The organism is Caballeronia sp. SL2Y3 (assembly GCF_022879575.1).
Classification (GTDB): domain Bacteria; phylum Pseudomonadota; class Gammaproteobacteria; order Burkholderiales; family Burkholderiaceae; genus Caballeronia.
Genome location: NZ_CP084261.1, coordinates 59,775 through 84,070, shown reverse-complemented (window position 1 = coordinate 84,070; position 24,296 = coordinate 59,775). Strand labels below are relative to the sequence as shown.

The 24,296-nt window shown below is 65.1% G+C and carries 15 protein-coding genes; 8 read left to right on the top strand and 7 right to left on the bottom strand.

The genetic code is table 11. The features are described from left to right. The first annotated feature begins 19 nt into the window (after window positions 1-19). The 3 genes from LDZ26_RS13790 (at window position 20) to LDZ26_RS13780 (ending at window position 3,656) form a co-directional block, all read left to right on the top strand. Entirely contained in the window at window positions 20-1,174 is a 1,155-nt protein-coding gene (locus tag LDZ26_RS13790) for a methionine aminotransferase (protein WP_244849741.1), read from the top strand. Between the two features lie 25 nt (window positions 1,175-1,199). After that, window positions 1,200-1,982, top strand: coding sequence for an ABC transporter substrate-binding protein (locus LDZ26_RS13785; protein WP_244849740.1), 783 nt, complete (start codon window positions 1,200-1,202; stop codon window positions 1,980-1,982). 105 nt (window positions 1,983-2,087) lie between these two features. After that, the gene (locus LDZ26_RS13780; protein ID WP_244849739.1) at window positions 2,088-3,656 is read left to right on the top strand and encodes a DHA2 family efflux MFS transporter permease subunit; all 1,569 of its coding nucleotides are present in this window, start codon (window positions 2,088-2,090) and stop codon (window positions 3,654-3,656) included. 14 nt (window positions 3,657-3,670) lie between these two features. On the opposite strand, the gene LDZ26_RS13775 is transcribed toward LDZ26_RS13780, so the two are convergent. The 4 genes from LDZ26_RS13775 to LDZ26_RS13760 all read right to left on the bottom strand — a co-directional run bounded on the left by LDZ26_RS13775 (window position 3,671) and on the right by LDZ26_RS13760 (window position 10,584). Further along, the gene (locus LDZ26_RS13775; RefSeq protein WP_244849738.1) at window positions 3,671-4,594 is read right to left on the bottom strand and encodes a restriction endonuclease; all 924 of its coding nucleotides are present in this window, start codon (window positions 4,592-4,594) and stop codon (window positions 3,671-3,673) included. 190 nt (window positions 4,595-4,784) lie between these two features. Beyond that, window positions 4,785-5,222 carry a DUF29 domain-containing protein gene (locus LDZ26_RS13770; protein ID WP_244849737.1) on the bottom strand — a complete coding sequence of 146 codons (438 nt, stop codon included), beginning with the start codon at window positions 5,220-5,222 and terminating at the stop codon, window positions 4,785-4,787. A 92-nt stretch (window positions 5,223-5,314) separates the two neighbouring features. Beyond that, on the bottom strand, window positions 5,315-8,983 hold the full coding sequence (locus LDZ26_RS13765) for a DUF748 domain-containing protein (RefSeq protein ID WP_244849736.1): 3,669 nt from the start codon (window positions 8,981-8,983) through the stop codon (window positions 5,315-5,317). Window positions 8,984-9,117: 134 nt separating this feature from the next. After that, window positions 9,118-10,584 (bottom strand): DUF1254 domain-containing protein, encoded by a 1,467-nt coding sequence (locus LDZ26_RS13760; RefSeq protein WP_244849735.1) that lies wholly within the window; start codon window positions 10,582-10,584, stop codon window positions 9,118-9,120. 265 nt (window positions 10,585-10,849) lie between these two features. Between LDZ26_RS13760 and LDZ26_RS13755 the strand changes: the two genes are divergently transcribed. From LDZ26_RS13755 to purU, 5 genes are all read left to right on the top strand, one after another. Continuing rightward, a complete protein-coding gene (locus tag LDZ26_RS13755; RefSeq protein ID WP_244849734.1) occupies window positions 10,850-11,500 on the top strand; it encodes an FMN-binding negative transcriptional regulator in 651 nt (216 codons plus the stop codon). A 94-nt stretch (window positions 11,501-11,594) separates the two neighbouring features. Next, on the top strand, window positions 11,595-13,877 hold the full coding sequence (locus LDZ26_RS13750; protein ID WP_244849733.1) for a cation-translocating P-type ATPase: 2,283 nt from the start codon (window positions 11,595-11,597) through the stop codon (window positions 13,875-13,877). 1,267 nt (window positions 13,878-15,144) lie between these two features. Then, window positions 15,145-18,213 (top strand): acetoacetate--CoA ligase, encoded by a 3,069-nt coding sequence (locus LDZ26_RS13745; RefSeq protein ID WP_255775007.1) that lies wholly within the window; start codon window positions 15,145-15,147, stop codon window positions 18,211-18,213. A 195-nt stretch (window positions 18,214-18,408) separates the two neighbouring features. Further along, complete coding sequence (locus LDZ26_RS13740; RefSeq protein ID WP_244849731.1) at window positions 18,409-19,728, top strand: hypothetical protein; 1,320 nt, start codon at window positions 18,409-18,411, stop codon at window positions 19,726-19,728. A 117-nt stretch (window positions 19,729-19,845) separates the two neighbouring features. Beyond that, window positions 19,846-20,721, top strand: coding sequence for a formyltetrahydrofolate deformylase (gene purU / locus LDZ26_RS13735; RefSeq protein ID WP_244849730.1), 876 nt, complete (start codon window positions 19,846-19,848; stop codon window positions 20,719-20,721). A gap of 61 nt (window positions 20,722-20,782) precedes the next feature. Here purU and LDZ26_RS13730 read toward each other — a convergent pair whose 3' ends face one another. From LDZ26_RS13730 to LDZ26_RS13720, 3 genes are all read right to left on the bottom strand, one after another. Beyond that, window positions 20,783-21,637 (bottom strand): glycine betaine ABC transporter substrate-binding protein, encoded by an 855-nt coding sequence (locus LDZ26_RS13730; RefSeq protein WP_244849729.1) that lies wholly within the window; start codon window positions 21,635-21,637, stop codon window positions 20,783-20,785. 100 nt (window positions 21,638-21,737) lie between these two features. Beyond that, window positions 21,738-22,928, bottom strand: a complete 1,191-nt coding sequence (locus LDZ26_RS13725) for a hybrid-cluster NAD(P)-dependent oxidoreductase (protein ID WP_244850201.1) — start codon at window positions 22,926-22,928, stop codon at window positions 21,738-21,740. A 23-nt stretch (window positions 22,929-22,951) separates the two neighbouring features. Continuing rightward, window positions 22,952-24,247 carry an SRPBCC family protein gene (locus tag LDZ26_RS13720; protein ID WP_244849728.1) on the bottom strand — a complete coding sequence of 432 codons (1,296 nt, stop codon included), beginning with the start codon at window positions 24,245-24,247 and terminating at the stop codon, window positions 22,952-22,954. Window positions 24,248-24,296 lie beyond the last annotated feature (49 nt).

Here is a 24,296-nt window from a genome sequence, read left to right as displayed (position 1 = left end):
TCTATTGGAGCGAGCCGTCGTGCACAGCGCCTGTATTCCCGAATCGAAGCTGCCGAAGGTCGGCACCACCATTTTCACCGTCATCGGCCAGCTTGCCGACGAGCATCACGCGCTGAACCTGTCGCAAGGCGCGCCGAATTTCGCGTGCGATCCGAGGCTCGTCGAAAGCGTCACGCGAGCCATGCAGGCAGGACATAACCAGTATTCGCCGATGTCCGGCGTGCTGGCGCTGCGCGAGGCCATCGCGTTGAAGACGCAGAAAGTCTACGGCGCGCAGTACGATCCGGGCACCGAAGTGACCGTGGTCGCGAGCGCGAGCGAAGGGCTGTACGCGAGCATCAGCGCGCTCGTACATCCCGGCGACGAGGTGATCTACTTCGAGCCGTCGTTCGACAGCTATGCGCCGATCGTGCAGCTTCAGGGCGCGACGCCGATCGCGATCAAGCTGTCGCCTGAAGACTTCAGCATCGACTGGGACGAAGTCGCCGCCGCCATCACGCCGAAGACGCGCATGATTCTCGTCAACACGCCGCACAATCCGACGGGCAGCGCGTTCACGCCCGCCGATATCGAGCGGCTCACGGCGCTCACGCGCGATACGAAAATCATCGTGCTGTCGGACGAAGTGTACGAACACGTCGTCTTCGACGGCGCGCCGCATCACGGCATGGCGCGCTATCCGGCGCTCGCCGAACGCAGCGTGATCGTGTCGTCGTTCGGCAAGTCGTATCACGTGACGGGCTGGCGCGTCGGTTATTGCCTCGCCCCAGCCGCGCTGACCGCCGAGATTCGCAAGATTCACCAGTTCATGACCTTCTCCGCCGACACGCCGATGCAGATGGCGTTCGCCGAGGCGCTCGCCGACGAATCGAGCTATCTGAACCTCGGGCCGTTCTATCAGCACAAGCGCGACGTGCTCGCCCGCGCGCTCGCCGGCTCGCGTTTCGAACTGTTGCCGAGCGCAGGCAGCTTCTTCATGCTCGCCCGTTATAGCGCCATCTCGGACGCGCCCGACAGCGATTTCGTGCCGCGGCTGATCCGCGAGGCGCGCGTCGCGACCATTCCGCTGTCCGCGTTCTACACGGACGGCACCGACAATCGCGTGATTCGCCTGTCGTTCGCGAAGGACGACGACACGCTCATCGAAGGCGCGCGCCGCCTTTGCCAGATTTAGCCCCTTTGATTGATTGGAGACCACGATGAAGAAGAACCACCTCGCCGCCGCGCTTTTCGTCGCGTGCTCGCTCGCGAGCGGCGCGGCGCTCGCCGCCGACACGCTGCGCTTCGGCGTCGAAGCGCAATACCCGCCGTTCGAATCGAAATCGGCGACGGGCGAACTGCAAGGACTCGATATCGACGTCGGCAACGCCGTCTGCGTCGCCGCGAAGATGCAGTGCAAATGGGTCGAAACGTCGTTCGACGGCCTGATTCCCGCGCTGCAGGGCCGCAAGTTCGACGCGATCAATTCCGCGATGAACGCGACCGAGCAGCGCCGTCAGGCCATCGACTTCACGACGGTCGTGTATCGCGTGCCGACGCAACTCATCGCGAAGACCGGCAGCGGGATCGAACCGACGGCGGCGGCGCTGAAAGGCAAGAGCGTGGGCGTGCTGCAAGGCTCCATTCAGGAGACGTTCGCCAAGGCGCACTGGGAAAACGAAGGCGTGAAGGTCGTGCCGTATCAGGACCAGAATCAGGTCTACGCGGACCTCAAGTCCGGCCGCCTCGACGCGACGCTCGTGCTCGCGCCCGCCGGACAAAGCGGCTTCCTCTCGAAGCCCGACGGCGATGGCTTTTCGTTTGCCGGCGCGCCGGTGCGCGACGACAAGATTCTCGGCAGCGGCATCGCGTACGGCATCCGCAAGGGCGACGATGCGCTGAAGGCCAAGCTCGATGCGGCCATCGCGAAGGTGAAGGCGGACGGCACCATCGACAAGTACGCGAAGAAGTACCTCGGCAACATCGACATTTCAGCGAAGTAAGCTGCGTGGCGGCGGCTGTGCAGCTTTTTTGAAGCGCAGGCACACTGGCGGATTCGTTGACATCCAGCCGCGATTTCACCGTCGCGGCGCTTCGCCGGGAACTGCATGAGCACGCCGCCGCAAACCAAAGCCGCACCGCCGCCACCGCCGCTCAAGGGCGGCCAACTCGTGCTCGCCACCTTCGCCGTGGCGCTCGCGACCTTCATGAACGTGCTGGACTCGTCGATCGCCAACGTCGCGATTCCGACGATTTCCGGGAACCTCGGCGTGTCGGTGAACGAAGGCACGTGGGTGATCACGGTGTTTGCGGCGTCGAACGCGGTTTCCATTCCGCTGACCGGCTGGCTCACGCAACGGCTCGGGCAGATCCGGCTTTTCGTCGGCGCGATTCTGATGTTCGTGCTGTCGTCCTGGCTCTGCGGTCTCGCGCCGAATCTGCCGGTGCTGCTCATTGCCCGCGTGCTGCAAGGCGCGGTCGCCGGGCCGCTGATTCCGCTTTCGCAGGCCATTCTGCTCGGCTCGTATCCGAAAGAGAAAGCGTCGATGGCGCTCTCGCTCTGGGCGATGACCGCGACCGTCGGGCCGATTGCCGGCCCTGCGCTCGGCGGCTGGATCACCGACAGCTATTCGTGGTCGTGGATCTTCTACATCAACATACCGGTGGGCATCTTCGCGGCGGGCGTGACGTGGTTCATCTACCGCACGCGTGAATCGCCGACGCGCAAGGCGCCGATCGACGTGATCGGGCTCGCGCTGCTCGTCGCGTGGGTGGCGTCGCTCCAGATCATGCTCGACAAGGGACGCGACCTCGACTGGTTCTCGTCGCCGGTGATCGTGGCGCTGGCGATCGTCGCGGTCATTTCGTTTGCGTTCTTCGTCGTGTGGGAATTGACGGAGGCGAATCCGGTGGTCGATCTGCGGCTCTTCACCGGGCGCAATTTCTTCGGCGGGACGGTGGCGATTTCGGTGGCGTACGGCGTGTTCTTCGGCAACCTCGTGCTTCTGCCGCAGTGGATGCAGCAGTACCTCAACTACCGTTCCGTCGATGCCGGCCTCGTTACCGCGCCGCTCGGCGTGTTTGCCGTGATACTCGCGCCGATCATGGGCAAGATCCTGCCGCGCAGCGACGCCCGCGTGATCGCGACGATGGCGTTCATCGGCTTCGCGTTCGTGTTCTGGCTGCGCTCCAAATACGTGATCGAGATCGACACATTCCATCTCGTGCTGCCGACGCTGCTGCAGGGCATTCCGATGGCGATGTTCTTCGTGCCGCTGACGGCCATTGTGCTCTCGGGCCTGCCGCCTTCGAAGATTCCGGCGGCGGCCGGTTTATCGAACTTCGCGCGGGTGTTTTGCGGCGCGGTGGGCACGTCGCTCGCCGGCAATGCGTGGGACGACCGCATCGCGCTGCATCACGAGCGGCTGACCGAGCAGGCGAACGCCTTCAACCCGACGTTCTGGCAGGCGCTCGGCGCGTCGCAATCGACGCTCGATATCAGCGAAGCGCAGGCGCGCGGCATGTTCAACTTCACCGTGAATTCGCAGGCCGCGATGATGGGTCTCAACGATATCTTTCTAATCTCGGCGGTGATCTTCATTTTGATCATCCCGCTCATCTGGATCACGAAGGTGGCGAAGGGCGGTGGAGGTGGAGCGGCGGCGGGGGCGCATTAGAGCGGGGGGCGCGTCTAACTCTGGGGAGTGAGGAAGTAGATCGGCGTGAGCGGCATGCGCGCTCGCGCCCCATCGTCGAGCTTCCGATAGAACTCTATCCATAGTTCAATCAGCCGCTCGGAGTCGATTAAGGTGATCTTGCGACGCTCCTGATTTCTCGCGAAAGACTCCGCGTCGCGTGTGAAGCCACCGAGCGCGACGTATAAGCCAACGTCGTCCTCGTTGATGATGGCGATGAAAGACTTGAGCCCGTCCTTGTCTACGCGATGTCCGACGCGTTTGACTTGTACTTTGATGCGCGGCGGGCGTGTTCCCAGCGGGTCGGTGTTTGCGATGATGTCAACACCGCCGTCCTTGCCCGGCGGCGAGACCCAACCTATGTGATAGCCCATCGCCCTTAACAAGTCAGCGACAAGGTCTTGAAATTCGTACGGCGGCATCGCGTGCAGGTGGCGTTCGATTTCGCCCCAGGCTTGCTCTTCGGCTTGTTCGAATGTAACGCTAGCTGCCTCGGCATCGACGTCGAAGGACAATGCTGCTTGTTCGCTCAGTTTCGCCGAAACGCTAGCCAGTCCGACGGGATCGCGAGACTGAGACGCACGCCACTGCCCATATAAGCGGTCCGCTTCACGGCAGAAGTCAGCTGGTTCTTTGAACTTCTCGTGCACCGATATCCCTTCGTCGGTGACTGCCCAGACCCCTTTGTGCTTGACTAGCCAACCGGCCTTTACGCACGCCACAGTCGCGAAGCGTACGATCTTCTCGAATCGTCTTAAGCCCGAACTCTCGTACCGTCCGGCTTCGTGAGGCGTTAAGGTCACGCTCTGGGCCAACATCTGCAACGCTTCTCTCGCCGGCATGCCTTCGGGGTGAGATATTAGAATGTCGAACAACTTCTTGAGAAGTTCGCCGGTACGTTGCCTAGATGTTTCGGCCATTGCAGTTCCTTGTCGATTGCGCATACGGTGCCAAGCGCGATAAGGCTGCAATTCTCGTAGATCGGCCGACCATGACTGTCACAATGTATGGCGTTACGCTGAGACATCCCGACGTTTCGCAGGCAGGTCACAAACCTGCGAAACGTCCGAATTGGCGCGGCTGCCGACGCTGTGTACAGCGCCCCTCGCCTCAGTCAGGATAAAACTCCGGATCGAGAACCTGCGCCATCGGCCAGGGGCAGGTCTCGGGAAACGCGTCGATATCGAGACCGGTTTCCGATTCCGCGAGATTGCGTGCGCGCGACCACACCACGTCGATCCACGCGGCGTCGTCGAACTTTCCGCGCAGGCTCGGCGCTTCGTTCAGCACGTATGCGACTTCTTTGCGCTGCGTGCCGATGGTATGGCTCCAGCTCTTGCTGCGCCTTGCGTGCTGATACGTCCACTTCAACAAATTCGCCAGCAACACCGACATCCGGTTCGCCAGTTCGCGTTGTTCGCTCCTACCCACGTCCTCGATTTCCTCTGCGACATGTTCGATATCGATGGCCGTGAGCTTCCCTGCACGCAGCAGCGCGGCCTGTTCCCTGGCCCACGCGACGACGTCCTGCTCGTAAGGCGTTGCCATCGGCTGACTCGGGTTTTCTTTCGAATCTCCGGTTTGGCTCATCGTAATTCGCCCCTCGCTGTTCTTCGAGATCGTCCGTTCGGCTAACGCCGCTATTTCAGGCCCAGATCGACGCGGCTTCCCGCGCCTTTATCGTCGATGCCGTCGGCAGTCAGCTTCGGCGCGACCACGAAAATCCGGCTGCTGTCGATCTTGCCGTCGAAATATTCCTGCACCGCCTGCGCGCGCCGCTGCGCGAGGTCCCGCAAAGACGCCTCGTCGACCGGCGCGTTCTGCAGCAGCGCAGCCTTCATATCGGCATCCGGCAAGGTCTTGGTCAGACCGATCATATTGCGCGGCTTCTTGAAATCGGCCGATTTGTAGACCTTCGTCAGGTACTTGTCGTAGTCGTCGCCGGACACCTTCACGCTCCCCCAGTCGACGTTTTCACCGTTGCTCGACATGTCGCGCACCTTCGCGCGCTTCACCTGCGCGTCCAGCCACGCGCTGCGCAAGCCCGGTTCGTCCACCTTCGGATCGACGCGGCCGCTCACGTCCAGCCGGATCGACGGCTTGTCCGCGAGCGCCTTCGCAATCGTGTCGAGCTTCTTCTGCGCGGCATCGGTGAGCGTCGCTGAGCCGGCGTCGAATTCCACGTAGTTCAACTCCTCGCCGTTGCCGCCGAACGCATGCGCCAGCAGCGAGAACGGCGCGGTGACGGCCTTCTGCACGAGGTTCAGAATGGCCTGCCACACGAGCCCGCCGACCGAAAACTCCGGGTTCGACAGCGAGCCGGAAATCGGAATGTTCACGTCGATTTCGCCGCGCGAGTTCTTCAAGAGCGATACCGCGAGCCGCACTGGCAGCTTCGTCGCGCTGGGATTGTCGATGTGATCGCCGAAGGTCAACTGATCGATGAACAGGTGGTTGTTCGCCGTCAGCTTGTCGTCGGCGAGCATGTAGTGCAGATCGACGTTCAGCTTGCCCTTGGTGATCGGGTAGCCCGCGTATTTCGCCGAATACGGCGTGAGGTTGGTCAACTCCACGTCGTGCGCGCTCGCGGTCAGATCGAGCGCGGGCTTCGCGATCAGCGGATTCACCTGCCCCTTGATCGACACCGGTCCGTTCGCCGCGAGCTTCGCGGTGACGTCGACGGGCGCGGGCGTCGTCGAATGCGTGCCGAACGCGCCGATGGTCCCGTTGATCGCCACGAGATTGGCCGTGTAGTTCGGCTTGATGAAGTCGTCGGTGTACGTGACGCGGCCGTTCTGCAAGACGAGCTCGCCGAAGCGCAGATTCACCGGCGGCCCGGATTTCGCCGCGTCGCCGGGCGCGCTCGCGGCAACCGGCGCCGACGCCGACGCTGACGCTGACGCCGCCGGCTGCGTCACCGATTGCCCGGCTGCGTGATCGCTCGCCACGACGTTCTTCAGGTTCAGCTTGCCCTGCGCATCCAGCAGCACGCGGCCGTAGAAATTGGCGAACGTCACGCGCGCCGCCTCCACGTCCGTGCCGCGCTCGCCGTAGCTCGCCTTCAGATTCGTGAGGCCCAGCAGCTTCCAGCCGGCGAAGCGGTCCGACGTGGCCTTGTCGATCATGCGCACGTCGGTGAGCGACGCGTCGCCCTTGTACGACGCCGCGAGCGTCTTGCCGCTGCCCGACATCGCCACGTCGCCGTTCGCGTTGAGCGCCGCGCTCGCCACTTCGACGTTGAGCTTGTCGCCGAAATACGGCTCGAACGCGGACACATCCACCTGATCGCCCTTCACATGCAGCGCGACCTTGAGCGGACTGAGCGTGACATTGCCGTTCACGGCGAGCGCGCCGCGGCCGTTGAGCGTGAGCTTGCCGTCGATGGGAAGCGGCTTGGTCATATCGTCGCTGAACTGCCTGACATCCACCGACAGCGGCGCGACGCGCAGCTTCACCGGCCGCGCGGTCGTTTCGTCGGTGAACTCGGCCGACGCGCCGTCCAGCCCGATCTGGCCGATCTGATAGCGCCACGCCGGACCGGCCTCTTGCGCCTTCTGCACCTTGCGCGTCGCCGTTTGCTCCGGCGCGGCCTCGTGCGGTCCGCCAAGCGCCGCCAGATCGATGCTGCCGTCCTTGCGGCGCGTCGCCTCCAGCGCGAGGCCGCTCACCCGCACGCTGTCGAGCGCGGCCGTGCGCGCGGCTACATCGACCTTGCCGATCTTCGCGAGCGCCGATCCGAGCTTGATCGGCGCCGCGCCCGTCGCATTCGACGGCACGAGCGTGAGACCGGCGAGCGTGACATCGCCCGCGCCGACTTGCGCGCCGGCATCGGGCTTCGACCAGTGGACCGACACCGGCAGATTCGCGCTCACCGTGCCCGCGACGACGCGCGCCGCCACCATGTTCGCGATGTACGGCTGCAGCGGCGGCAGCGGCAACGCGTCGAGCGCGAGCCTCGCGTCCGCCGTGTGGGCGGCGAGCGTGACGCTGCCCGACGCGGCGAGCGTGCCGCCCTTGTCCGACGCGGTCTTGAGCGTGTAGCGCGCGGGCGTCTTGCCGAGCGTGGAGAAGCCGTCGAGCGTGACGGCGAGGTTCGTCAGCGCGGCTTCGACGTGCTGCTTCAGCAGATCGTCGGCATATGCGAGGCGCCCGCCGTCGATGGCGAGATGGCGGATCGCGAGGTCGAGCGGTTGAGACTTGCTGTCCGCAGGCTTCGCGGGTTCAGGCTTCGAAGGCGACGCGAGCCTGGTCACGTTGTACACGCCCGAGGCGTCGCGCGTGATATGCGCATCCGGCCCGGACAGCGTGATTTCGTCGAAGTGATAGACGCTGCGCAGCGGCTGCATATCCGCGATCTTGACGTGCAGCGCGCGAGCGGCGATGAGCGGCGCGTTAGCGCGATCGGTCACGGCGGCGTCGGCGAGATCGGCGGTGCCGTCGATGCGGATGGTCGGCACGTCGCCCGTAATCGCGAAACGCACGTTGAGATCGGTCGAAAGCCGGCCGCTCTTGACCGCGACCGGCAGCGAGGCGGGCGCGTACGACGCCAATTGCGGCACGTCGAGCCCGTCGAGCGTCAGCGCAATCTCGGATTCCCGCGACTGCGCGAACGGCTTCGTGCGGCCCTTCAGCACGAGCGGCGAGCCGTCGATGCGCGCCTGCAAAAGCGGCGTCACGAAGATGTCCGTGGCGGACGGCAAGGTCGCGATGAACGGAATGCCTAGCGCGAAGCGGTCGATGGTGTGCTTGGTTTTCGTGAGCCTGTCGTCGAAAACGATGCGCCCGTTCTCGATCCGGATATTCGACACCGAGAAACGCGCGGGCTTGTCCGAGGGCGGCGACGAAGGCTTCGAGAACTTCGCGATCAGATCGGAGAAATTGAAATGCTCGGCGTCGTACCGGACGATGTTGATGCGCGGCGAGTCGACTTTCAGTTCATCGATAACCGGCGCGAGCCGGAACAGCGACGTCCACGACGTGCGCACGACGAGCCGCGACACATCCACGAAGCCCGCCGCGTTCGGACCTTGGGCGCGGGATTCGCCGATATGCACGTCATCGGCTTCGAAATCGAGGGTATAGGGATTGAGCGCGATGCGCCGGATGCTCACCGGCCGGTCGAGCTGTTTCGAAAGCTGCTGTTCGGCGACGTGCCGGATAACCGGCGGCGCGACGAAAAACCCGAGCAGCCCGATCGCCAGCAGCGCGACGACGAACCCGATCGCGATGCGCCGCGTGCGGCGCGCGTGGACCACGCCGCGCAAGGTCTGCCCGGCCGTGGTGAACGTTGACTTCGTGGTGCTTGACATGCGATGCGCGGCGACGCGATGCGCGCATCGGCGCGGCGCGATTTCGCCGTCTCGGAAGGAGGATGCCCGAGTATACGACGATGCGCCGCGCCAACGTTGTCAAAACTCTTCGATGACGCCGCGCAAAAAACGCGTTACTGCCGCTGCACCGGCGGCGGCGCCCACGTGCCGTCGCTCGCCTGCGGCTTCGGCGCATAAAGCCGCATCGCGAGCCGGAATTCGCCCGCGGGCGCGGGCAGCCAGTTCGACGCACGCCCCTTGCGGGGCGACTCCGACGACACCATCACGTCGATGGAGCCGTCGCGATTCTTCTTCAGGCGGTCCCGGTCGGAGATGGACAGGCGCGGCACTTTGGCATCGGCGAGCGCGCCGTCTTTCGTGTACGCCGTGAGCGTCCAAAAGCCGCGCACCGGCGGAAGCTGATTCGGCTCGAAGTGCAGCACGTAGTCGTTCGCGCCGTTCAGCGCGTGGCCGTCGCTGTCGACGGATGCGACCGGCTTCGTTTCGCCGTCTTTCGTGCTCGTCGCCGTCTGCCGGCGCGCGAGATAGGCGCGCAGCGTGTAGTCGGTGCCGTAGTTGCCGACGCCGTCGCCGAACCACGTCCAGCCGTTCTTGGTGATGGCGTTGGGCGGCACGGTCGAGAGCCGCTCGCGCGCCTCGGTGATGCCCGCGTCGAGCACCGGCGCGTCCGTGGCCTTGAAGCGCACCGGCTCGCCAGGCTTCACACCGATCGCGGCGAGACGGCTCATTGCGGGCGTGTCGACGGTGGCGGGCGGGTTGTCGTCGAGCGAGCGGGCAAGACGCGCGAAGAAGGCGCTCGCGTCGAGCGATTCGGCTTGCGCACCGGGCGATGCCGTCGCCAGCGCGGCGGGCAGCGGCGGCACCGACGGCTGCTGGCCGCTGCTGCCGCCGGGCCACGCGCCGGCGACGGCGGGCGTCGTATCGGCGACGGAACCCTTCGCGGGCGTGAGCGGCTCGATGCGCATAGCGGTTTGCAGCTTGCGCGCCTCGCGCACGTCGCGCGGGCCGTTCACGCGCACGCGCACGGAGAGCCACACGTAGCGCGTGCGGCATTCGACGCGCGTGGCATCCGCGGGCAGCGTGCCGCTGAAGCCCGCCGGCACGAACGCGATCGACTGCGTCTTCGGATACGGCGTGGTATCGGCGCTCGAATAGAGCGCGTTGGTCCACGCATCGAAGGCGCGCGCGTCCAGATAGCGCCCGCGCGGCGCGGCCGGCAGCGAGACGATCACCGGATCGGCCGACACATCCAGCCATGCGGTGGAGTCGAGCGTATCGACGCTCGGCCAGCCCGCCGCGCCCACGGGCGGCAGCGCGCTCGCGTGCCGGAACGTGTTGAGCGGCGCGCGGCCCGACTGCGCCGCGTTGCCGCTCGCGCGCTCACGGGCGATGTCCGAGACAACGAGCGGAAAGCCGAACGTGTAGGCATCCGCCACCTGGTCCTTCACCCAGCCGGTGCTGGCTTTGGCTTCGGGCGGCTTGTTCGCCGCGCAGCCGGACAGGAGGCTCGTTCCGGCGATGCTTGCGCCGAGACAGAAAGCGGCGTTGAGCGGGAAGGTCCAGCGTCGTTGTAGGTTCATTCGAATGGGAGTCCGGTTCTTGTTTCGCATGGGCTGGCGCAACTTCCGGCGCGCAAACCGATGCTGCCGCCTTAACGTTTGCGCCTTTGTTACAGGCGCGAAAACTATCTCGAAATTCGGGTTTTAACGTATCCGCTGATGATAGGCAAGGAGCCTTTGCCAAAACCGTCATCAGGCGCTGATGACTGAAGCAAACCGCATGCGCCGGCATCGCGTAACATCGGGATTCCTGCTGTCCTTCATTCCACCGTCACAGAGCCGACCGATGTATCTGCCCGCCCATTTCGAAGAAAACCGCGCCGATGTGCTTCACGCGCTGATCGCCGCGAACCCGTTCGGCGCGCTCGTCACGCACGGCCCGAGCGGGCTGGACGCAAACCACGTTCCGTTCGAATTTGACGCGGCTGCGGGCGAGCACGGCGTCCTGAGGGCGCATGTGGCGCGGGCAAATCCGGTCTGGAAGGAAGTCGCGCGGGGCGAGAACGTGCTCGTGATCTTTCAGGGCGAAGCCGGGTATATCTCGCCGAATTTCTATCCGAGCAAGCAGGAAACGCATCGGCAGGTGCCGACCTGGAATTATTTCGTCGTGCATGCGCACGGCCGCATCATCGTGCGCGACGACGAAGCCTACGTGCGCGGCGTCGTTGCGCGGCTCACGCGCAAGATGGAAGCGGCGGAGCCCGCGCCGTGGAAGATGGGCGACGCGCCGCGCGATTACATCGACGAGTTGCTGGGCGCGATCGTCGGCATCGAGATCGAGGTGACGCGGCTCGTCGGCAAGGCCAAGCTCTCGCAGAACAAGGCCGATGCCGACCGCCTGGGCGCGGTCGCGGGTCTGCGTCAGCGCGGCGGCGACGCGGCGCACGCGCTCGCCGACGCCATGTCCGCCACCCTGAACGATCCGCCGCGCGGCTGAGAAGCGCGCTTGACCTTCCAGTCATGGGAAGGTCGATACTGGAGGCATGAGAACGGCAATTGCGCCCGTTCAGCCAGATCCGGAGCGTTTCACCATGTCATCGGCTTCAACTCAATCGGAACGGACCGCCGAATTCGCCGTCGGCGGCATGACGTGCGCGTCGTGCGTCGCGCGCGTCGAAAAGATGCTCAAGCGCGTGCCGGGCGTGGATGCCGTCGCCGTCAATCTCGCGACCGAGCGCGCCACCGTTCACGCGAGCGACGCTGTCACCGACGACCAACTGCTCGCCGCCATCACGAAAGCCGGCTACGAAGCCACGCGCATCGTGCCCGACGCGCCGCCCGCCGCCGACGCATCGCACACGCGCGACCGGGAACTCGCGGCGGTCATCGGCAGCGCGGTGCTCTCCGTGCCGCTTCTTGCGCCGATGCTCGGCTTCGACCTCTCGCCGTGGCTGCAACTGGCGCTCGCGAGCGTCGTGCAGTTCGGCTTCGGATGGCGTTTCTATGTCGGCGGCTATCGCGCCGTGCGGGCGCTCTCGGGAAACATGGGTCTGCTCGTCGCGCTCGGGACGTCGGCGGCATGGGGCGTGTCGGTCTATCAGATGTTCGCGCACGGCCACGCGCATTTGTACTTCGAGGCGTCGGCCGTGGTCATCACGCTGGTGCGCTTCGGCAAGTGGCTGGAGGCGCGCGCGAAGCGCCAGACGACCGACGCGATCCGCGCGCTCAACGCGCTTCGCCCGGACAAGGCGCGCATCCGCGATGCCGCCGATCCCGCGCGGGAACGCGAAATCGCGCTCGCGGATGTGCGGATCGGCGATATCGCCATCGTGCGGCCGGGCGAGCGCGTGCCGGTGGACGGCATCGTGCGCGAGGGCCGCACGCATATCGACGAATCGCTGATCACCGGCGAAAGCCTGCCGGTCGCCAAGGAACCGGGCGCGCGCGCGACAGGCGGCTCGATCAACGGCGAAGGCGTCATCGCCATCGAAACCACCGCCGTCGGCGCGGAGACGACGCTCGCGCGCATCATCCGGCTCGTCGAGTCGGCGCAGGCCGAGAAGGCGCCGATCCAGCGGCTCGTCGATCGCGTGTCGGCCGCGTTCGTGCCGGCGATTCTCGGCATCGCGCTCGTCACGCTCGCCGGCTGGCTGCTACACGGCGCGAGCGGCGAGACGGCGTTGCTCAATGCGGTCGCGGTGCTGGTGATCGCATGCCCGTGCGCGCTCGGCCTCGCGACGCCGACCGCGATCATGGCGGGCACCGGCGTCGCGGCGCGTCAGGGCATCCTCATCAAGGACGCCGAGGCGCTGGAGCGCGCGCATGCCATCGAAATCGTCGCGTTCGACAAGACTGGCACGCTCACAGTCGGGCGGCCGGCGCTCGTCGCGTTCGACGCCGCGCCGGGGCAGGATCGCGGCGAGGCGCTCGCGCTCGCGGCGGCCGTGCAGCGCATGAGCGAGCATCCGCTCGCGAAGGCGGTCGTCGCGGCAGCGGGCGATGCCAACACGACGCGGCGCTTTGAAGCGAGCGCCGCGCACGCAGTCGCGGGGCGCGGCGTGGAAGCGGACGTCGCCATGGCCGGGAACGCTGGCGCGCCGCGACGCATCGCGATCGGCAGCGGGCGCTGGCTGAAAGAATCGAACCCGGCCGTGCCCGACGCGCTCGCCGAGCGTGCCCGCCAACTCGAAGCGCAGGGCAACACCATCTCGTGGCTGTTCGAGCCGGAGCGCGGCGCGGTGCTCGCGCTGCTCGCGTTCGGCGACACCGTGAAGCCTACCGCGCGCGCCGCCATCGAACGTCTCTCGCACATGGGCGTGAAAGCCGCGCTCGTGACCGGCGACAACGCGGGCAGCGCGCATGCCGTCGCGCGGGCGCTCGGCATCGCGCCGGAGCGGGTGTTCGCGCAGACGCTGCCCGGCGACAAGGCGCAGGTCGTCGCGCGACTGAAGGCGTCGGCGAACGGCGTCGTGGCGATGGCGGGCGACGGCATCAACGACGCGCCCGCGCTCGCCGCCGCCGACATCGGCATTGCGATGGCGAGCGGCACGGACGTCGCGATCGAAGCGGCGGGCATCACGCTCATGCGCGGCGATCCTGCGCTCGTCGCCGATGCCATCGACATTTCGCGGCGCACGTATCGCAAGATCCGCCAGAACCTGTTCTGGGCGTTCGTCTACAACCTGATCGGCATTCCGCTCGCGGCGCTCGGCATGCTCGATCCGATGTACGCGGGCGCGGCGATGGCGTTTTCGAGCGTGAGCGTCGTGACGAACGCGTTGCTGCTGAGAACGTGGCGCGCTCGGTCGGGACACGCGGGCGCCGAGACGGTCGATGCCGCGCGCGACGGCAAGCCGGTTGCTCGGGCCGCATAACAAGCGCTGTTCGCGGCGGCGGAATGGCGACGATGCCGCCGTCGCGAGAGGCGCCTTTCCGGGCCGCGTCGGAACCTGCTTGCTCGCGCTTCTTGCCACGCGCATGGCGCTCTGCGCTCGCGGTATTGCCGCCGCGAGCACCATGCCAATGTAGCCGGTCTGCGCGCCCGAGTAGTTCGCGGCCGCGGAATGGCGACGATGCCGGCGTCGCGAGAGGCGCCTTTCCGAGCAGCGTCGGAACGTACTTGCATGCGCTTCTTGCCACGCGCATGGCGCTCCGCGCTCGCGGTATTGCCCGCCGCGAACGCCATGCCGATGTCGCCCGTCTTCGTGCCCAAGTAGTTCGCGGCCGCCGATTCGCGACGATGCACGCGTCGCGAGAAGCGGCTTTCAGCGGCCGCGCCCGCAACGCGCCTGCATGCTCTACTTGCAACGCGCATAGCGCTCCGCGCTCGCGGTATTGCCCGCCGGGAACGCCATGCTTATATCGCCGGTCTGTGCGCCGCGAATAGATCGCGGCCGCCGAATGCGACGATGCACGCGTCGCGAGAGGCGGCTTTCAGCGGCCGCGCCGCAACGCGCCTGCATGCTCTACTTGCAACGCGCATGGCGCTCCAAACTCGCGGTATTGCCCGCCGCGAACGCCATGCCGATGTCGCCGGTCTACCTGCCCGAGTAGTTCGCGGCGGCGGATGTCGACGATGCCGCCGTCGCGAGAAGCGGTTCTTCGGGGGCCGCACCGGAACGCGCTTGGATGCGCTCCTTGCAATGCGCATGGCGCTCCGCGCTCGCGGTATGCCGCCGCTAACGCCATGCCGATGTCGCCCGTCTTCGTGCCCAAGTAGTTCGCGGCGGCGGATGGCGACGTTGCCGCCGTCGCGAGAAGTCTCTTTGAGGGCAGCGCATGCGCTTCTTGCCCCGCGCAACGCTACCCAGCGCCCAACCCGGTGCGCGAATTCACCACGCTGCCACATGGCAGTGATCAACGCGCACCGTGGCAAGCATTTTGAATTCCGAAATGTTTCTCATCCTGCCCGAGGCAACGTCGCGACGAGAAAGCACCCGCCACGGACCGCTCGATAGACGGAAAAACACGGATGCCCGTTTGTGCGTGGTCGCACATTGCGGCGATTTCGCTCGCGGTACTCTGACTTCACACCCCTGACCGGCGGCAAGGCGCTGTACCGGAAACTGAGAGATTTTCGGAGCCGGCCGCTGAACAAATAAGCATTCAATCACGCAGCGCAGATTACAGGTCCGTCGCAACATGCAACGTCACAACGCTATGCGCGAGCGTGCGCGTGCGGGCTCGCGCCCATCCCTGTTTCAGCCGGACGCGGAGCGTATCGCGCGCTCCAGCATGACGCGCTTCACCGAAGGCTTCGAAGCACTGACAGGCGAGCATTTCGCCGATTACCCGTCATTGCACGCCTACAGCGCCCGCGAATTCCGCCGCTTCTGGCAATACTTTCTGCAATCCGCGCAAGGGCTGGAATGGTCGGGCAACACTGACCCGGTTTGCATCGGCGATCGCTGTGAGACCGCGCGCTTCTTCCCGCATGTGCAGTTGAACTATGCCGAGAACCTGCTGAATCCGGGCATTGCGTCCAACGACGCCCCCGCGCTCGCTTCCTGTTATGCCGATGGCGGCCGCGTCGCCTATACGCGCGGCGAATTGCGCGAACGCGTCATGCGGCTTGCGCAGGCCCTGCGCGAACTGGGGCTCGGACCGGGCGACCGCGTCGTCGCGATCATGCGCAACGACGCCGACGCGATCGCCGCCGCGCTCGCCGTCACCGCGCTCGGCGCGACGCTCTCCACGGCCGCGCCCGAGAATGGCGTGCAATCCATCGTCGACCGCTTCGCGCCGCTCGCGCCGCGCATGTTGATCGCGCATACCATGCCGCGTTCGTTCGATACGGCCGGCTCGCTCAGCGCGCACGTCGCGGCGGTCGCGGCCGAACTGCCGTCGCTCACGGATATCGTGTGTCTCGACGACACGCCGCTGCCGACCGGCATCGGCACGCGTCAGCACGCCTTGCGCGAGCTGATCCTGCAAGGCGACGCCGCCCGATTCGCGTGGCAGCGCTTCCCGTTCGCGCATCCGCTCTTCATCATGTTTTCGTCGGGCACTACCGGCAAGCCGAAATGCATCGTGCACGGCGCGGGCGGGACGCTCATCGAGCATGTGAAGGAGCACCGCCTGCATAGCGACCTCCGCCCCGGCGACAAGCTGTTCTTCTTCACGAGCTGCTCGTGGATGATGTGGAACTGGCAGTTGTCGGCGCTCGCATCGGGCGTGCAGATCGTGACGTACGACGGGCCCGTCGCGGCGGTGGATACGCTCTGGCGCATCGTGGCGAACGAGCACGTCACGGTGTTCGGCACCAGTCCCGCTTATCTGAAGATGAGCGAGGACGCGGGTCTGGAACCGGCCGCGCAGTTCGACCTGTCTGCGCTGCGCGCGATGATGTCGACCGGCGCCGTGCTGTTCGATTCGCAGTTCCACTGGGTTCATCGGCATGTGAAGCCGTTGCAGCTTCAGTCGATCTCGGGCGGCACCGATATCCTCGGCTGCTTCGTGCTGGGTAATCCGAATCTGCCCGTGTTCGCGGGCGAGGCTCAGTGCAAGAGCCTCGGCCTCGACGTGCAGGCGTTCGATCATGGCGCGCCCTCGGCGCTGCCGGGCGAGCTCGTCTGCACGAATCCGTTTCCGTCGCGGCCGCTCGGCTTCTTCGGCGACGACGAGGGCTTGCGCTTTCACAGCGCATATTTTTCGCAGAACGAAGGCGTCTGGACGCACGGCGATGTAATCGAATTCTCGCCCGAAGGCTCCGCGCGTCTGCATGGCCGCAGCGACGGCGTGCTCAATGTTCGCGGCATCAACGTGAGTCCCGGGGAGATCTATCGCATCCTCAGCGACATTCCCGAAGTCTGTCAGGCGATGGCCGTGGCGCAAACGGGTGCGCGCGCGGGCGAGAGCGGCCAGCGGATCGTGCTGCTCATCGTGCTGCGGCCCGGCGCGCATCTGAATGCGACGCTCGCCGTGCGCATGCGACGCGAGATCATGCGGCAAGGCTCCGCCGCGCTCGTGCCCGACGTGATCGTGCAGGTCGACGGCCTGCCGGTCACGCACAACGGCAAGCCGTCGGAGGCCGCCGCCCGCGATGCCGTCAACGGGCTGCCCGCGCGCAACGTGTCGTCGCTCGCGAATCCCGGCTGTCTCGACGGCATTCGCGAGCACCCGCTGCTCGCGCGGCAGACGGGTGAGCTGCCCGTGCCGGGGGGATCGGCGGAGAGTGTCGAAGCGTATCTATGCGCGCTCTGGGAGCGGTACTTCAACTTCGCGCCGATCGGCCGGGAAGACAACTTTTTCGAACTCGGCGGACACTCGCTGCTGGCGGCCCGCATGCTCGCCGATATCCGGCGGACGACCGGTCGCACCCTGCCGATTGCCACGTTGATCGTCGCGCCAACGATTGCGCGGCTCGCCGGCGCAATCGTTTCCGACCAGGGCACGAGCGCCGCCAACTCGACGCTCGTGCAGATGCGCGCGGGCCGCGGCCGGCCGCTCTTCATGGTCCATAGCATCACGGGATCGGTCATGGAGTGCCTGACGCTCGCGGCTACGCTACAAAGCGAGCGGCCCATCTACGGGCTGCAGGCGCAAGGGCTGGATGGCGATGAAACGCCGCAGCGCAGCGTCGAGGACATGGCGCGCGCTTACGTGCTGCGCATGCGCGGCGTGCAGCCGACCGGCCCATATGCGCTCGTCGGCTATTCGTTCGGCGGACTGGTCGCGCTGGAGATCGCGCAGCAGCTCGTAAAGGCGGGCGAGCAGATCGAAATGCTCTGTCTGCTCGATACCTACGTGCACGAACGTTGTCTGCCGCTTTCGGCGTGGGCGCGCTATCAGGTCGCCATGCTCGCGTATCGCATGCGGGAATTCCGCTCGCTCGATGCGCGCTCGCGCGTGCGGTACGTGCGCGGCAAGGCGCTCGCGCTCACGGACCACGTCCGCATGCGGCTCGGCAAGACGGCGCAGCGGCCCGGCCCCGAAACGCGCAGCCTGCCGCCGCCGCTGATGCTCGTGCGCGAATCCATGCGCGTGGCGATGACGACCTACAAGCCGCGCCGTTATCTGGGCGGCCCGATCGTCTACGTGCGCGCGTCGATCATGCAGGACGATCGCGGCGATCCGCTGCCGGTGTGGCAGCGCGTCGCGAAACAGGGCCTGCGCATCATGCAGGTGGAGGGACGGCATCACGACCTCGTCGTCGAGCCGCATCTGGCAACCGTCGCAATGGCGCTCGCGCAGGTGTTGTCGAACATGTGAGCCGTCGATGACGGCGCGTGGCACTCCACGCGACATGCCTCGACCGGGACCCTCCCTCTTTGCCTACGCGGCGCGTCCATCGAATTTCTTCGATTTCAGACATGCCCGATACCGCTCTGCGCGCGCGCTCCTCATACTTCGAAAAGTGTAAAAAATCGCAATCACGCAACGTCCGCATTGTTTCCAGTACGACCTATGACTACCCGCTGCCTGAGCTTTCTCCGAGTCGACGCACCCGCAGTTCTCGTCAATCACAAGCACTATTGCGCGCAACTGGGCTACGAGCACGAGACCATCTCGCTGGTCGGGATCGAATCCAGAGCGCAACGCCTTCTGCTGAAGTACGAAACGGTGCTGCATCACCTCCGGCAGATGCCCGAGCATGCGCTGCTCGTCTGCTTCAGCGAAGACTGCCTCGTTTTGAACATGCATCCGGTGGAACCCATGGCCGATGGCCGTCAGCATCTTCTGCCCGCGCTCGGCGGCAACACCGGCAAGGAACAAACCGCGCTGCACGTGTGGCGCAATACGCAGCCCATCCGCGATTTCATCGTTCACTGCATCGAGCAGTGCAAGATCTGCGGCGCGACCGACGACGAAATCCAGCTTCTCTCCCCGCTCGACTACATCGAGCCGCACGGCGAGCGCGGCGGGATCATGTGCGCCATGTTCTGCAATCCGCGCTTCGAACCCGTCTGGGCGAACCACGCCAATCTGTGGACCATCGTCATGTGGGAACAGGAGATGTACGGGTTCATCCATGCGTCGTTCCGCGACGCGCTCGCCGAGCACATCAACGATTGCCAGCAGAAAGGCGTGCGTCTTCTGGACTTCTCCCGGCATGCGGCGTACGCGCCCGCGGAGCCCTTCAGCGTCTTCAATCCTGGCCGGCCCATTGCCCTTGTGACGTATTACACGGCGAACGTGCGCAACTACGGCGCTATCGCGGAGCAGAACATGCGGCGCTATTGCGAGCGCCACGGCTACACGCTCTACGTCTATCGCGACACGCCCGCCGACGCCGATCCCGGCAGCACCGGCACTTGGCTCAAGCCCTGGTTCCTGCGCAAGCACTTGCCGCATCACGAATGGATGATCTGGATCGATGCCGACATTCTGTTCGTCAACCAGAAGAAGCCGCTCGAACCGCTGCTCGTGGAGCGTGACATTCTCGCCGCGCACGACATCGGTCCGTGGGTCATCAACGCGGGCGTGCTCGGCTTCAGGCGCACGGCGGAGAACGCGGCTTTCGTCGATGAAATCTATCGGCACGTGAGCGCCGCGCCGGATAAGTCGAGCACGTACGCGAACGGCGGCGATCAGACGATCATCGCGAATCTGCTGCGCGAGCGGCTCGGCTGGACGCTCAAGAGCGGCCACGACTGCGTGAGCCTGAACACGCCGTGGTACTTCCAGCAGCCGTCGAGCTTGATGGTTCACTTCGTCGCCATTCAATCGCCAATGCGCGCCATGCTGATGTCCGCGCAAGAACGCGTGAGCCTGCAAGCGGGCTGACGCTTTCATACCAGCGCGACGGCGTAACGCTTCTATCGCGCGCGCCGCTCCATTTGCTCTACTAGCGAGACGCTCGCCCGATTGCGGGCGACGCCTTCTCACGAACGTGGAGCACGCATGTCAGCGCAACCTCGCCTCAATCAACTGGTGCTCACCGTCGCGTGCCCGAGCGCGGCGGGTCAGGTAGCCGCGATAGTCGGCTTTCTGGAGCACCACCACGGCTATATCGACGAACTCAGCGTCTTCGACGACGATCTGAGCGAACGCTTCTTCGTGCGCTGCGTCTTCCATGCCGCGCGCCGCGACGACACGCTGGACCTCGCGATGCTGCAACGCGAATTCGCGCCCATCGCCACGCGCTTTTCGATGACGTGGGCCATGCACGATCTCGCCGTGCGGCCCAAGGTGCTCATCATGGTGTCGAAGCTCGAACACTGCCTCGCGGACCTGCTGTTCCGCTGGCGCATGGGCGAACTCAAGATGGATATCGTGGGCATCGCTTCGAATCATACGGACCTCGCGCCGCTCGCCGCGCAGCACGGCCTGCCGTTTCATCATCTGCCGATCACGGCCGACACCAAGCCGCAACAGGAAGCGCGCGTGCTCGATCTCTTCGAGACATCGGGCGCCGAGTTGCTGATTCTCGCGCGCTACATGCAGATTCTCTCGGCCGATACCAGCCGCAAGCTCGCGGGCCGCGCGATCAACATCCATCACTCGTTTCTGCCCGGCTTCAAGGGCGCGAAGCCGTATCATCAAGCGCATGCGCGCGGCGTGAAACTCATCGGCGCGACCGCGCACTTCGTCACCGACGATCTCGACGAAGGCCCGATCATCGAACAGGAAGTGGAGCGCGTCGATCACGCGTATAGCCCGGAGCGTCTGCTCGCGACCGGACGCGATGTGGAATGCATCACGCTTGCGCGTGCCGTGAAGGCGTTCGTCGAGCGGCGCGTGTTTATCAACGGCGAGAGGACCGTCGTGCTGCGCTGACGCCTTAAATGCAAAAAGCGCCGCTGACGAGCGGCGCTTTCTCACGGGTGCTGCCTAACGCTTACTTCACCCAGCTATCCACGCGATCGCCGTGTGCGCTGATCCATGCGTCCGCGGCAGCAGCCGGCTTTTCGCCGTTCTGCGTCGCGAGCATCACGCTGTCGATTTCGCCCGGCTTCCACTGGAATTTCTTGAGGAACGCGACGACAGGCGGCGCCTTCTTCTCAAGCTCGGGATTGACCACGCTATCGACATGCTCCGCCTCGCCGAAGACCTTCTTCGGATCTTCGAGGAACTTCAGCTTGTACTTCGCGAACATCCAGTGCGGCTTCCAGCCGGTCACGATGATCGGCTTCTTGGCCGCTTCCGAGCGCGCAAGTTCCGCCGTCATCGCGCTGCCGGAACTCGGCATGAGCCGGTAATCGAGGCTGTAGGCCTTGATCGCTTCGCTCGTCTTCTGCATGACGCCCGCGCCCGCGTCGATGCCGACGATGCGCGAATCGAACTCCGCCTTCTTCGCTTCGAGGTCGGACAGGCTCGATACGTCCGCGTTTTCCGGCACGATCAGGCCGATCTTCGCGTCATTGAAGTTCGGTCCGAGATTCACGACCTTGGACTTGAAGTTGTTCCAGTAAGCGCCGTGCGTCACAGGCAGCCATGCGGACAGCGTCGCGTCGAGGTCGCCCCGCGCCACGCCCTGCCACATCACGCCCGCCGCGACCGGCACCAGTTGCACCTGATAGCCGAGCCGTTTTTCGATGATGCGCGCCGCCACGTTCGACGTCGCCACGCTATCGTCCCATCCTTCGACGTAGCCGATCTTGATGGTCGGCTTCTCATCGGCGAGCGCACCCATGCTCGCTGCGAGGGCCGCGCTCATCGCGCCCAGCACGAACAGTCTTCTCATCGCTTTCATTGCTTTCCCCTTTGCGGCCCCACGCCGTGTATGCAGAATCGCCAGCCAGAATTGCGACGTAACGCACTTTTACGACACGCAGTTGTCCAGAAGCGACGCGTTATTTATCGACGACGAGATCGGTGAGCGGCGTGCTGCAACACAGCAGCACCATGCCCTGATCGATCTCGCGCTGACGGATGCCGCCCGCATGTTTCATCGATACTTCGCCGGAGACGAGCTTCACCTTGCACGTGCCGCACATGCCCTGCGTACACGACGACGGCAGGCGCACGCCCGCTTTCTTCGCGGCGTCGAGCACATGCTGCGTGCTGCCGCATTCGATCTCGCGCCGGCTCTTGGCGAAGCTCACCTTGAACGTGGTGTCCACCGGCGCGGGCGCGAAGCCGCTCGAATCATCGCGTGCTTCGATGGTCTCGGCGTGCGCGGCCAGTGCATCGCCGACATGCGCGCTCGCCAGTTGCGATGCCACGTCCGCGATGGTCTCGAACGAGAAGCTCTCTTCGTGATAGTGCGTCCGATCGAAGCCGCCTTCGTCGAGCAGATCGCGCACTGCTTTCATGTACGGCGCAGGACCGCACGTGAAGATCTCCCGTTCCAGAAAGTCCGGCGCAATCAGCTTCAGCAGCGGCAAGCTCAAAAAGCCCGTGATTCCAGGCCAATTCGTGCGCGCGCCCACACGCTCGCACACGAACGCCGTGCGGAAATTCGCATGATTCGACGCGATGAGATCCAGCTCGCGCGCGAAGATGATGTCGTCCGGCGTGCGCGCGCTATGCACGAAGACGATATCGGCATCGTCGCCCAGTTCGTGATGCGCGCGGCTCATCGACATGAGCGGCGTAATGCCCGATCCCGCCGAGAGAAACAGGAACTTGCGCGCCGGATGCCGCGCGCAGGTGAACTCGCCCGATGGTCCGAGCACGCGCACGCGCGATCCCGCGACGACGTTGTCATGCAGCCAGTTCGACACCTTGCCGCCCGGCACGCGCTTCACCGTGATCGAGATGGTGTGCGGACGCGTGGGCGCGGACGAGATCGTATAGCAGCGGTTCACCGGCTCGCCGTCGATGTCGAGTTCCAGCGTGATGAACTGTCCCGGCTCGAAGACGAATGTGCGTTCATCGGCTGCACGGAAGAAAAAGCTCTTCACGTCGTGCGTTTCCTGCCGAACGTGGCAGCAGACGAGCGTATCGTCGGTGTCGCTGTTCCAGCGCGCGGGCAGCGCGCCCCAGAACCTCGGTTGAGTCACGCGGCTTGGAGTCGGCTCGAACGTCGCCTGATCGCGCATCATGATGTGCCTCTTTAACGCGCCTAGCGCATGAAGGAAACGACTTTCTCGCCATGCGACGCGAGCTTCTCGTCGGGCGCGTTCGCATAGTCGCCGAGCCGCCCGATGTACCACTCGCAGAACTTCTCGACGAGGCCTTCGGTATAGGGCGAATACGGGCCCGGCTCGTAGGCGCTGCTGACCGCGCCCAGTTGCGAGTACTCGACGAGCGTGCGGTCCTGATCGTTCGTCGCGCGCCACACGGCGGTGAGGTTATCGACGTCGTAGTCGATGCCTTCCTGCGCGTCCTTGTGCACGAGCCACTTCGTGCGCACGAGCGTTTCGCCTGCAGAGAGCGGAATCACGCAGAACGTCACGATGTGATCGCTCATGAAGTGATGCCACGAATTCGGCTGCGTCCAGAACGACAAGCCGCCGAGGTCCGCGCGCGCGAAGCCGCCCAACAGCTTCTTCGATGCGACCTTCGCGTCGAGCGTCTGCGATTCGCCGTCGCGATCGAGCGGCAGGCGCTGCGTGCGAAAGCCGGTGACGAGATCGGACAGACGATCGATCTCCGCCGACGGCAGATTCATCGCTTCCCATTGCTTCGTGCGTTCGACGACCGTGCGCTCGAACGCCGCCATGCCTTCCTCGTTCGCGGGCGAGCGCTGATAGCCGAAGCCGTATTCATAGAGCGAAATGGTGAGCTCGGGATGATTCGCGACGCAGTGATAGCACTCGCGATTGTTCTCCATCGTGAGCTTCCAGTTGCCCTTCTCCACGATATCGATGCTCGCCGCGATCTTGCAATCGTTCAGGCCATGCGGAAGCAGATACGGCTCCATGGCCGCGCGCACCACGGCGAAATCGGCGGGCGGTTCGTCGGCGAGACAGATGAAGATCAGGCCTGCCAGATTCTCGACGTGCACCTTCTTCAGGCTGTGCTTGCAGCGGTCGAACTGGTCGCCCATGTGCTCCGCGTACATGAGATCGCCGTTGAGGCTATACGTCCAGCTGTGATACGGGCACACGATATTGCCGAGCGAGCCTTTCTCTTCGTTGCACAGCCGCGCGCCGCGATGACGGCACACGTTATGGAACGCACGAATCTGCATGTCGTCGTCGCGCACGATCAGAATCGAATCGCTGCCGATCTCGACAGTCGTGTAGTCACCGGGCTCGGGCACGTCCGGCTCTACAGCGACCTGAATCCAGTGCCGCTTGAAGATGGCGTCCATATCGAGCGCGTGAATCTCTTCGCTCGTATAGAACGGCGCTTCGAGCGTGTAGCCCTTCTTGCGGCGTTCGATCATTGCGCGAACGTCTGCCGATACTTTCATCGTGTGCTCCTGCATCGCTTTGGCCCCGCTTTGGCCCGTTTATCGTCTG